At 71.6% G+C, this 10700-nt stretch carries 10 protein-coding genes; 6 read left to right on the top strand and 4 right to left on the bottom strand.

What is annotated here, in order from left to right; translation table 11 throughout:
• Positions 1-2 precede the first annotated feature (2 nt).
• Complete coding sequence (locus tag BN940_RS03820; RefSeq protein WP_084330499.1) at positions 3-896, bottom strand: EamA family transporter; 894 nt, start codon at positions 894-896, stop codon at positions 3-5.
• 85 nt (positions 897-981) lie between these two features.
• Between BN940_RS03820 and BN940_RS03815 the strand changes: the two genes are divergently transcribed.
• The gene (locus BN940_RS03815; RefSeq protein ID WP_043680309.1) at positions 982-1440 is read left to right on the top strand and encodes a PaaI family thioesterase; all 459 of its coding nucleotides are present in this window, start codon (positions 982-984) and stop codon (positions 1438-1440) included.
• Entirely contained in the window at positions 1437-2432 is a 996-nt protein-coding gene (locus BN940_RS03810) for an LLM class flavin-dependent oxidoreductase (RefSeq protein WP_043680306.1), read from the top strand. The genes BN940_RS03815 and BN940_RS03810 overlap by 4 nt, the downstream gene beginning before the upstream one ends.
• 108 nt (positions 2433-2540) lie before the next feature.
• Here the strand turns inward: BN940_RS03810 and nadE are convergent, their stop codons facing one another.
• From nadE to BN940_RS03795, 3 genes are all read right to left on the bottom strand, one after another.
• Positions 2541-3368, bottom strand: coding sequence for an ammonia-dependent NAD(+) synthetase (gene nadE / locus BN940_RS03805; protein WP_043685776.1), 828 nt, complete (start codon positions 3366-3368; stop codon positions 2541-2543).
• Positions 3369-3494: 126 nt separating this feature from the next.
• Entirely contained in the window at positions 3495-5183 is a 1689-nt protein-coding gene (gene ilvD, locus BN940_RS03800; RefSeq protein ID WP_043680304.1) for a dihydroxy-acid dehydratase, read from the bottom strand.
• Positions 5184-5309: 126 nt separating this feature from the next.
• A complete protein-coding gene (locus BN940_RS03795) occupies positions 5310-6014 on the bottom strand; it encodes a Crp/Fnr family transcriptional regulator (protein WP_043680301.1) in 705 nt (234 codons plus the stop codon).
• 58 nt (positions 6015-6072) lie between these two features.
• Here BN940_RS03795 and BN940_RS03790 point away from each other — a divergent pair, with 58 nt between their 5' ends.
• From BN940_RS03790 to BN940_RS03775, 4 genes are read left to right on the top strand one after another with little or no spacing between them, the layout of a single operon-like run.
• Positions 6073-7068 carry an ABC transporter substrate-binding protein gene (locus tag BN940_RS03790; protein ID WP_052355586.1) on the top strand — a complete coding sequence of 332 codons (996 nt, stop codon included), beginning with the start codon at positions 6073-6075 and terminating at the stop codon, positions 7066-7068.
• Complete coding sequence (locus BN940_RS03785) at positions 7065-7841, top strand: ABC transporter permease (RefSeq protein ID WP_043680298.1); 777 nt, start codon at positions 7065-7067, stop codon at positions 7839-7841. The genes BN940_RS03790 and BN940_RS03785 overlap by 4 nt, the downstream gene beginning before the upstream one ends.
• Positions 7834-8511: an ATP-binding cassette domain-containing protein gene (locus BN940_RS03780; protein ID WP_084330498.1), complete on the top strand. Its 678-nt coding sequence runs from the start codon at positions 7834-7836 to the stop codon at positions 8509-8511. The genes BN940_RS03785 and BN940_RS03780 overlap by 8 nt, the downstream gene beginning before the upstream one ends.
• A 50-nt stretch (positions 8512-8561) precedes the next feature.
• Positions 8562-10679, top strand: a complete 2118-nt coding sequence (locus tag BN940_RS03775; protein ID WP_043680295.1) for a TonB-dependent receptor family protein — start codon at positions 8562-8564, stop codon at positions 10677-10679.
• The last annotated feature ends 21 nt before the right edge of the window (positions 10680-10700 follow it).

Here is a 10700-nt window from a genome sequence, read left to right as displayed (position 1 = left end):
TCCTAGCGCCCTGCCCGCACGACGCCCACGCTGGCGGCGACCACCAGGCCGGTGCCCAGCATCTGCCCGATGCCCATGCCCTGGCCCAGGAAGATCCAGCCGGACGCGGCGCCGACGGCCGGCTCCAGGCTCATCAGCACGCCGAACATGGCGGCCGGCATGCGCCGCAGGGCCGTGATTTCAAAGATGTAGGGCACCAGGGGCACCAGCACCGCGAGCCCTGCCGTGAAAGCCAGCTGCCGCCAGGGGAACAGGATCGTGCCGGCCTCGGCCGCCGCGAAGGGCAGGGACAGCAGCGCCGCGACCGCCAGCGAGACGGTCAGGCCCTGCAGGCCGGGAAACGCGGGGCCGATCTTCTTCATCATGACGATGTAGACGCCCCAGCCGGCCGCCGCCAGCAGGGCGTAGGCGATGCCGGCCGGATCGGCGCCGCCGGCCGCGTGGGCGTCGCCCGACACCAGCAGCCCGATCCCGACGGCCGCCAGCAGCGGCCAGGCCAGGGCGCGCCAGCCGCGCGCGCCCAGCGCCGCCACCGCCAGCGGCCCGCAGAACTCCAGCGCCACCGTCAAGTGCTGGGGCAGGCGCTCGATCGCCAGGAAGAAGGCCAGGGACATGACGGCCATGGCCGTCCCCAGCACCAGGGCCGCCCGCCACTGGGCGGCACCGTAGCGGTGCAGCGGCGGGCGCACGAACAGCAGCAGCGCCAGCGCGGCCCAGCACAGGCGCAGGCCGGAGGTGGACAGCGCGCCGTAGTCGTGGATCACCGGCACGGCCAGCGACACGCCGGTCTGCACGCTGACCATGGCGGCCACGGCCAGGCCGACCGCCAGGCCGATGCCCGGCCCGGGCCGCCCGGACGCGCGGCCGCGCGCGCGGGCCGGGTCGTGTTGGGACATGGGAGAAAATGGCTTATCGTAGGACACTGCGGGGATTGCTTCCGATCTCTGGATTCTTGCGATTGACGACTATACAGGACCGCTCATGACGCCACAGAACGCCGCGCCCGACACGCCGGACTCCGCCGCCTTGCACGCCCGCATCCGGGACAGCTTCGACCGCTCCGGCCTGATGCGCCAGCTGGGCGCGCGCCTGGGCGACGTCGCCCCGGGCCGGGTCCACGTCCACCTGCCCTACGGCCCCGACCTGACCCAGCACCTGGGCTATTTCCACGCCGGCGCGACGGCCGCGATCGCCGACGCCGCCGGCGGCTTCGCCGCCATGACGCGCGCGCCGCTGGGCCACACGGTGCTGTCGGTCGAATTCAAGATCAACCTGCTGGCCCCCGCGCAGGGCGAATCCCTGGAGGCCGTCGGCCGGGTCGTCCGCGCGGGCCGCACGCTGACCATCGCCCAGATCGACGTCTACGCCCTGAGCGCGGGCGAGAAGACGCCGGTGGCGCTGATGCAGCAAACCCTCATCAATCTGCCGGAACCCGCATGACGCGCACTTCGATCCCGTTCTCCGTCCTGGACCTGGCCCCCATCGCCGAAGGCGGCGGCGCGGCCGAATCCTACGCCCACACCGCCGACCTCGCCCGCCACGCCGAATCCCTGGGCTACCGGCGCTACTGGATGGCGGAACACCACGGCATGCCCGGCATCGCCAGCGCGGCCACCGCCGTGCTGATCGGCCACGTCGCGGCGGCCACCGCGCGCATCCGCGTGGGCGCGGGCGGCATCATGCTGCCCAACCATTCGCCGCTGGTGATCGCCGAGCAGTTCGGCACGCTGGAAACCCTGTATCCCGGCCGCATCGACCTGGGCCTGGGGCGGGCGCCCGGGTCGGACCAGGCCACCGCGCGGGCGCTGCGCCGCACGCTGGATTCGGATCCCGACGCCTTCCCGCGCGACGTGGCCGAGCTGATGGACTATTTCGAGGGCCGCGGACCGGTGCGCGCCGTGCCCGGCGCGGGCTGCAGGGTGCCGGTCTGGATCCTGGGGTCCAGCCTGTTCGGCGCGCAGCTGGCCGCCCTGATGGGCCTGCCCTACGCCTTCGCCTCGCATTTCGCGCCGGCGCAGATGATGGACGCCATCGCCCTGTACCGGCGCCATTTCCGGCCCTCGCGCCACCTGGACCGGCCCTACGTGATGCTGGGCTTCAATGTGTTCGCCGCCGACACGGACGATCAGGCGCGCTTCCTGGCGACCTCCTGGCAGCAGTCCTTCGTCAACCTGCGCACCGGCCGGCCGGGGCTGCTGCCGCGCCCCGTCGAGGGCTACCTGGAATCCCTGCCGCCGCCCGCCCGGGCGCTGCTGGACCAGATCCTGGCCTGCGCCGCCATCGGTTCGCCGGACACCGTCGCCGCGCAGATCGGCGCCTTCGTGGCGCGCACCGGGGCCGACGAGCTGATGATCACCTGCAACATGCACGACCACGCGGCCCGCCTGCGGTCCTACGAGATCGCGGCCGGGGCGATGGCCGCGGCCGCCTGAACGTCCGCCTGAGCGGCCGCCGGGCCGGCCGCGTCCAGCCTCAGGCCGGCCGCCCCGCTTCGCCGGCCGCCCCGCGGGACGCCCGAGCGGGATCCCGGGGCCGGGATCTCAGGGGGCGATGGGCAGGGCGCGCTTGTGGGCGCTGCGCCGCCAGGTGGACACGATGATGTCGAAGGCTTCCGGCGCGACGTCCCGGCCTTCCAGGAAATCGTCGATCTGCTCGTAGCTGACGCCGAAGGCCTCTTCGTCGGGCTTGAGCGGCTTGAGCAGTTCCAGGTCGGCCGTGGGGACCTTGAACACCAGCGCATGGGGAGCGCCCATGGCGGCGGCCAGCGCCCGCACGCGGCGCTTGTTCAGCCCCGCCAGCGGCGTGACATCGGCCGCGCCGTCGCCGAACTTGGTGAAGAAGCCCATCAGGGCCTCGGCGGCGTGGTCGGTGCCCACCACCAGCCCGCCGCGCGCCCCGGCCACGGCGTACTGCGCGATCATGCGCTGGCGGGCCTTGATGTTGCCGTGCAGGAAATCCTGCTGGGCGGCGTCGCGGAAGGCCAGGCCGGAAGCCCGCACCGAATCCAGCATCGCGTCCGAGGCCGGGCGCACGTCCACGGCCAGGGTCTCGTCGGGCCGGATCACCGCCAGGCCCGCCTGGGCGTCGGCCTCGTCGAGCTGGACGCCATAGGGCAGCCGCATGGCCACGAAGCGGGCGTCCCCGCCCTGCGCGCGCACCCGTTCCACGGCCCGCTGCGCCAGGCAGCCCGCCGTCAGGGAATCGACCCCGCCGCTGATGCCCAGCACCAGGGCGCGGGCGCCGGTGGTGCGCAGCAGTTCGGCCAGGAATTCCACCCGCCGCTCGACCTCGGCCTGGGCGTCGAAGGCGTCCACCACGCCCAGGGCGAGGCGGATGTGCAGTTGCAGGGCGCGTTGCTCGTCATTCATGCGGCGGTCCTTGAAATTCAACGGTCTTCGATCCGGCGGTTCTTGGCGATCCTCGATCCGGCGGTTCCGGATCCAACGGTCTTCCATTCAGCGCATCCTCGGCGGTTCTCTCCGGCGGTCCTCGTTTCAGCGATCCTCGAAGCGGTCCAGCACCGCGCCGGTGCTGGCGTCGGAACAGTTGAAGGCGAACTTGGCCTGCACCCCGCGCGTGTAGCGCGGCGCGGGCGGCGTCCACGCGGCGCGCCGGGCGGCCAGGACGTCGTCGGGCACGTTCAGCTGCAGCAGCTGGCGGTGGGCGTCGATGGTGATGGAATCGCCTTCCTCGACCAGCGCGATGGTGCCGCCCACGGCGGCCTCGGGCGCGACGTGGCCCACGACCATGCCCCAGGTGCCGCCCGAAAAGCGGCCGTCGGTGATCAGGCCCACCGAATCGCCCAGGCCTTCGCCCACCAGGGCGCTGGTCGGCGCGAGCATTTCCGGCATGCCCGGGCCGCCCTTGGGCCCCAGGTAGCGCAGCACCATCACGTCGCCCGCATGAATCGTGCCGGCCAGGATGGCGTCCATGGCGGAGGGCTCGTCGTCGAACACCCGCGCCGGGCCGGTGATCGCCGGATTCTTCAGGCCGGTGATCTTGGCCACGGCGCCGAGTTCCGCCAGATTACCCTTGAGGATGGCCAGGTGGCCTTCGGGGTACAGGGCCTGGTCCAGCGGTCGGATCACGTCCTGGTCGGCGCGCGGCGCGTCGGGCACGCCGGCCAGGGTCTCGGCGATGGTCTTGCCGGTGATGGTGATGCAGTCGCCGTGCAGCAGGCCGGCGTTCAGCAGCAGCTTCATGACCTGCGGGACGCCGCCCGCCTGGTGGAAATCCACCACCAGGTACTTGCCGCTGGGCTTCAGGTCGCAGATGACCGGCACGCGGCGGCGCACGCGCTCGAAGTCGTCGATGGTCCATTCGACCCCGGCGGCGTGCGCGATCGCCAGGATGTGCAGCACCGCATTGGTCGAGCCGCCGGTGGCCATGATGACGGCCACGGCGTTCTCGATGGACTCGCGCGTGACGATGTCGCGCGGTTTCAGGTCGAGCTCGACGGCCTTGAGCAGCACGCGGGCCGATTCGGCGGCGGAATCGATCTTTTCCTGGTGCACGTTGGCCATGGTGGAGGAATACGGCAGGCTCATGCCCAGGACCTCGAAGGCCGAGCTCATGGTGTTGGCCGTGTACATGCCGCCACAGGAGCCGCTGCAGGGGATGGCGTGGGTCTCGATGTTGTGCAGCTCGACTTCGGACATGCGCCCGGCCGCGTGTTCGCCCACGGCCTCGAAGACGCTGACGATGTTCAGGTCCTGGCCGCAGTAGCTGCCCGGCAGGATGGTGCCGCCATAGACGTAGATGGACGGCACGTTGGCGCGCAGCATGCCCATCATGCCGCCGGGCATGTTCTTGTCGCAGCCGCCGATCACCAGCACGCCGTCCATCCACTGGCCCTGGACGCAGGTTTCCACGCAGTCGGCGATGACTTCGCGCGACACCAGGGAATATTTCATGCCTTCCGTGCCCATGGCCATGCCGTCGGAGATCGTCGGCGTGCCGAACATCTGGGGATTGCCGCCCGATTCCTTGATGGCGGCGGCGGCCGCGTCGGCCAGCGGCTGCAGGCCGCTGTTGCACGGCGTGATGGTGCTCTGGCCGTTGGCGATGCCGATCATGGGCTTGTCGAAATCGGCCTCCGTGTAGCCGAGCGCGTAATACATCGATCGGTTCGGCGCCCGGGCGACGCCCTGGGTGATGTTCGAGGAACGCAGCGGTTTGGCCATGGCGGAATCCTTTCGGGAAGTCGGTGGGGAATCTTCCAGTTTAAAACTACTCCGCGCCGGCGGGCCGGACACGCGCACGTCGAATGCGGGTATTGGGGCGCGCCGGGCGCGGATCGGCCCGCGCGGTCAAAAGCTGCGCCGGGCGGGCTGCGCCAGATCGTCGAGGAAGGCCGGATCGAGCAGGACCCATTCCCGGCGCGCGCCGGCGATGCGGCCCTGCGCCACCCAGTCGGCCAGCAGCCGGCTCAGGGTCTCGGCGCGCACCCCCAGGTGCGCCGCGAGCTGGCGCTGCGTCAGGGGCAGGCGCACGGACGATCCCTCGCCCGGCCGCAGGCGCAGCAGGTAGTCGGCCAGGCGCTGCGCGGCCGTGCTGTCGCTGAACCATTCCACCTCGTTGACCCGCTGGTAGACCCGGTCGCTCAGGCGCGCCAGCAGCCGCATGGCCAGGTCGGGCCAGGCGCGGCAGGCCGCCTGCAGGCCGGCCCGCTTCAGGCACAGGGCGATCGCGTCGCCATGCGCCCGGGCATGCATCGGGTAGCGGCCGTGGGTCATGAACATGGCCGTCTCCGCCAGCAGCTGGCCGACGCGGAAGATGTGGAACACGCGCTCCTGGCCGTCCTGGGTGTGGCGCAGCACCTCGATGCCGCCGCTCACGACGTACAGGTATTCGACGGCGTCCTCGCCTTCCCGGAACAGCAGGTCGCCGTCCTCGACGTGCAGGATCGCGGCGTCGCGCAGCAGCAGGCGCGCCACCTCCGGCGGCGCGTCCCGGAACAGCGGGTGCCCCAGCACCCGGGCGGGAGAATCCTCGGTCGGATTGACTTTTGTCATTTGCGTTGAGCGATTCGGAATGCGACGATGCGAGATTGATAATAATTCGCATTCAGTTATGTGGGAATCCCTTCGAGCATCATACCGCCTGGCGCGGCTGGGCCTGCTGGCCGTCCTGCTGGGCATGGGCCTGTCGGTTTCGGCCGCGCCGCGCGAGCGCCTGGTCCTGGCCGGCCCCACGGCGGCCGTCAGCTTCCCGCTCATCCACATGGTCGAGACCGGCGCCCTGGCGGACTGGGCCGGCACCGTGGAATTCCGCCACTGGAAAAGCCCCGACCAGTTGCGCGTGCTGCTCGCCAAGCAGGAAGTGGACTTCAGCGCCACGCCCGTGAACCTGCCCGCCATCATGGCCAACCGCGGCATGCCCGTGCGCCTGCTCAACGTCTCGGTCTGGGGGCTGCTGTGGTTCGTCAGCGCCGACCCGGACGTGCGCACGGTCGCCGACCTGGCCGGCAAGCCGCTGCTGACGACCTTCCAGCGCGACCTGCCCGCCCTGCTGCTGGAACGCCTGCTGGACGCGCAGGGCCTGACCGGCGAACGCGCGCCGGCCATCCGCTACGCGCGCGACGCCCAGGACGCCATCGCCCTGCTGCTCACCGGCGAGGCCCGCAGCGCCCTGCTGCCCGAGCCCTCGGTCTCGCTGCTGCTGGCGCAGAACGCCCGCCGGGGCGGCGCGGCGCTGCACCGCGTGCAGAGCCTGGAGGAGGCCTGGCGCGGCACCTTCCCGGCCCATCCCGACCTGCCCCAGGCCGGCATCATGGCCAATGCCGGCCTGGCCGGCGACCGCGCCCTGGGCGAGGCCTTCACGCGCGCCTACGACCGGTCGACGCGCTGGTGCAAGGCCGAGCCGGCCGAATGCGCCCGCCTGGTGCACAAGCACCTGGACTTCCTGCCGGTCGAGGCCATCGAAGCCTCGATCCGCGTCACCCGCCTGGAAAGCCGCGACGCGCGGGCCGTGCGGCCCGCCCTCGAAGCCCTCTACGGCCTCATCCTGCAGCACAACCCCGAAGCCGTCGGCGGCCGCCTGCCCGACGCGGGGTTCTACGGGCCATGACCGCGCCGGGCCGCCCCAAGCGCACCTCCCGGCTCTGGTCCGCGCTGGGCGTCGTCCTGATCTTCGCCGGCTGGGAGCTCGCCGCCCGCCTGATGGGGCCCATGCTGATGGCCACGCCCCTGGAGGCGCTGCGCTCGATCGGCGTGCTGGCGGGCGACCCCGGCTTCTGGGCGCACAGCCGCGACAGCCTGACGCGCATCGCCGTGGGCGTGGGCACGGGCTGCGGCATCGGCTTCGCGCTGGGCGTGCTCGCCGGCCACGACGCGCGCCTGCGCGGCCTGCTGGAGCCGCTGCGCTGGCTGCTGATGGCCATCCCGCCCGTGGTCGTGGTGGTGCTGGCCATGCTCTGGTTCGGCCTGGGCTCGGGCATGGTGATCTTCATCACCATCCTGATGATGGCGCCCGGCATGTACGTCAACACGGTCAAGGGCATGCGCATGATCGACGCCGGCCTGCTGGAAATGGGCCAGGTCTACCGCTTCGGCGCCTGGACGCGGCTGCGCCACATCTACCTGCCCGCGCTGGCCGCGCCCCTGACGGCGGCGCTGCTGATCGCCGCCTGCGGCGGCGTGCGGCTGGTGGTCATGGCCGAGGTGCTGGGCGCCGAAAGCGGCGTGGGCTACGCGCTGGCCAACGCGCGCAGCACCTTCGACAGCGGCCGGCTGTACGCCTGGGTGCTGCTGATCCTGGGCCTGGTGGCCCTGCTGGAATTCCTGCTGCTGCAGCCCATCCAGCGCCGCCTGACCCGCTGGCAGGAGCCCAGCCATGCTTGAGATGCGCGACCTGCGCCTGGCCTTCGGGCCGCACACCGTGCTCGACGGCATCGGCCTGGACGTGCGCCCCGGCGAGCGCATCGGCGTTATCGGCCCGAGCGGCGCGGGCAAAAGCACCCTGCTGCGCCTGGCGGCCGGCCTGCTGCGGCCGGACGAAGGCACCTGCCACAACACCTTCCAGCGCACCCGCCTGGTGTTCCAGGAGCCCCGCCTGCTGCCCTGGCGCAGCGTGGCCGACAACCTGGACATCGCCCTGCGCGCGGGCGGCGTCCCCGCCGGCGAAATCGCCGCGCGGCGCGAGCGCTGGCTCGCCCGCGTGGGCCTGGCCGACGCGGCGCGCGCCTGGCCGGGCGAACTGTCCGGCGGCATGGCCCAGCGCGCCGCCCTGGCCCGCGCCCTGGCGCTGGAGCCGGACCTGCTGCTGCTCGACGAGCCCTTCAGCGCGCTGGACCCGGCGCTGCGCGCCGACCTGGGGCGGCTGTGCGCCGAACAGGCCCGCGCCACCGGCGCCGCCCTGGTCTGCATCAGCCACCAGCCCTGGGAGCTCGCCGGCCTGGTGGACCGCATCCTGCTCGTGGCCGACGGCCGGGTCCGGGAACAGGCCGCCCCCTTCGGCCGTCCCGACGAGCCCGCCGCCGGCGCCCCGCCGAGTCCGCCCGCCGGCCCATAGCCCGATTTCACGACCCTTTTTTCCACATCCCCTTCGACCGAGGACCCCCGATGAGCGCACCCTACGCCCCCACCCCCCTGGCGCTGGCCCTGGCCCTGGCGGCCGCCGGCCTGACGCCGGCCCACGCACAGGAAGTCAAGAGCCTCAACCCCATCACCGTCAGCGGCGACGCCCAGGCCACTCCCCTGAACCCCGGCGTCAAGGCCGAACGCGCCCGCCTGGACGGCGTGGCCGGCGGCACCAACCTGATCGAACCGCAGAAGGAAACCCGCCTGGTCACGCTGAAGGACGCCCTGGACTACCAGCCCGGCCTGGTGGTGCAGGAATTCTTCGGCGGCCTGGACCAGCCGCGCCTGAACATCCGCGGCTCGGGCATCCAGAGCAATCCGGTGAACCGGGGCGTGATGCTGCTGCAGGACGGCCTGCCGCTGAACGAGGCCGACGGCTCCTTCGTGATCGGCTTCCTGGAGCCGCGCAACGCCCGCCTGATCAGCGCGCGCCGGGGCGCCAACGCCCTGTCGCCGGCCGCCACCACCCTGGGCGGCGAGCTGGACTTCCAGTCCCTGACCGGCACGGAAGGCGACGTGCTGCGCGTGGAAGGCGGCAGCTTCGGCCGCTTCGGCGCCCAGGCCGCCAAGGGATTGCGCAGCGACAACCTGGACGGCCGCCTGAGCGTCACCCACGACAAATACGACGGCTACCGCCACTACTCCGGCTCCGAGCGCACCAGCGTGCAGGGCAATTTCGGCATCCAGGGCGACGGCTTCGAGAACCGCACCTACCTGTCGTACACCGACCTGGACGTGGACATCCCATTCGTCGTGACGCGCGAGCAGATGGAACACGATCCGCGCCAGACCAACGGCGAGGGGGTCAAGGTGAACCCGCCCTTCAACCAGATCGACATCGGCAAGCGCCAGCCGCACCGCACGTCGCGCCAGTTCCGCGCCGCCAACCGCACCTACTGGGGCACGGAGACCCTGAACAACACCGTCGGCGTCTACGCGCAGAACATCGACGACGTCTTCCAGGATCCGCTGACGACCACCGCGACCAAGGGCATGACCTACGGCGCGCAATGGCAGCTCGCGGGCAAGTTCCGCGCCATCGACTACCGCGTCGCCCTGGACTGGTCGCGCAGCGACATGGACCGCGACCTGTACACCGTCAACAAGGAAACCGGCAGCCGCAAGACCCATTACGGCAACTACGACCTGCAGGCGGAAAACCGCAACGCCCTGCTGGGCTTCGCCTGGCACGTCGCGCCGCAGTGGACGGTCGTGGGCGATGCCAAGTTCACCCAGGCGATCCGCGACGCGCGCGACCGGTTCACCGGCAAATCGCTGGACCAGGACCGGAACTACGTCAGCCCGAAGCTGGGCCTGGTCTGGCAGCCGGTCGAGTCGCAGCGCTTCTTCGTGAACGTGAGCCGCAGCAACGAAGCGCCGACGTACTGGGAAATCATCGGCGGCGGCAGCCTGCCCAATCCCCTGAACGACGCGGTCGGCACCTCCAGCCTCAGCGAGCTGAAGCTGCAGCGCGCCGACACCGTCGAGATCGGCGGCGAGGGCCTGCTGGGCGCCGGCGCCTACGCGCCGCACTGGGCGCTGACGCTCTACCACAGCGACGTGAAGGACGAGCTGATGTCGGTGAGCACCGCCAACGGCACCGCGGCGGGCACCTACAACTACCGCGGCGGCACCCGCCACCAGGGGATCGAGCTGGGCCTGAACGGCAGCCTGCCCGCCTTCGGCGAGGGCGCGGCCTTCGACTACCGCGTCGCCTACACCTTCAGCGACTTCCGCTTCAAGGGCGGCGAATACGCCGGCAACCGCATCGCCGGCGTGCCGCGCCACCTGGTCAGCGCCGAGGTCCTGTACCGCGTGGGCGGCCTGCGCTTCGGCCCGAACGTGCGCTGGATGCCGGCCGCCACGGAAACCAACCACGCCAACACGCCCGACACCCAGCAGGACAGCTACGCCCTGCTCGGCTTCAAGGTGGACTACCAGATCGACAAGCACTGGCAGGCCTACGTACAGGGCGACAACCTGACCGACAAGACCTACGCCAGCGCCTTCGTCATCCGCAACACCGGCACGACCGCGATGCCCACCTTCCTGCCCGGCAACGGCCGCAGCGTGACGGCGGGCGTGAACTACAGGTTCTGATCCCCGTCCGGGGCCCGGAGA

Origin of the sequence: Castellaniella defragrans 65Phen (assembly GCF_000612685.1) — a bacterium.
GTDB classification, from domain to species: domain Bacteria; phylum Pseudomonadota; class Gammaproteobacteria; order Burkholderiales; family Burkholderiaceae_B; genus Castellaniella; species Castellaniella defragrans.
This window is presented reverse-complemented; position numbering and strand designations above follow the sequence as displayed.

Excerpts from the sequence above, each read along its gene's own strand:
- BN940_RS03790 (WP_052355586.1), top strand. The coding sequence starts at position 6,073 with ATGTGGGAATCCCTTCGAGCATCATACCGCCTGGCGCGGCTGGGCCTG.
- BN940_RS03820 (WP_084330499.1), bottom strand. The coding sequence starts at position 896 with ATGTCCCAACACGACCCGGCCCGCGCGCGCGGCCGCGCGTCCGGGCGG.
- BN940_RS03810 (WP_043680306.1), top strand. The coding sequence starts at position 1,437 with ATGACGCGCACTTCGATCCCGTTCTCCGTCCTGGACCTGGCCCCCATC.
- BN940_RS03780 (WP_084330498.1), top strand. The coding sequence starts at position 7,834 with ATGCTTGAGATGCGCGACCTGCGCCTGGCCTTCGGGCCGCACACCGTG.
- nadE (WP_043685776.1), bottom strand. The coding sequence starts at position 3,368 with ATGAATGACGAGCAACGCGCCCTGCAACTGCACATCCGCCTCGCCCTG.
- BN940_RS03775 (WP_043680295.1), top strand. The coding sequence starts at position 8,562 with ATGAGCGCACCCTACGCCCCCACCCCCCTGGCGCTGGCCCTGGCCCTG.
- BN940_RS03795 (WP_043680301.1), bottom strand. The coding sequence starts at position 6,014 with ATGACAAAAGTCAATCCGACCGAGGATTCTCCCGCCCGGGTGCTGGGG.
- ilvD (WP_043680304.1), bottom strand. The coding sequence starts at position 5,183 with ATGGCCAAACCGCTGCGTTCCTCGAACATCACCCAGGGCGTCGCCCGG.
- BN940_RS03815 (WP_043680309.1), top strand. The coding sequence starts at position 982 with ATGACGCCACAGAACGCCGCGCCCGACACGCCGGACTCCGCCGCCTTG.
- BN940_RS03785 (WP_043680298.1), top strand. The coding sequence starts at position 7,065 with ATGACCGCGCCGGGCCGCCCCAAGCGCACCTCCCGGCTCTGGTCCGCG.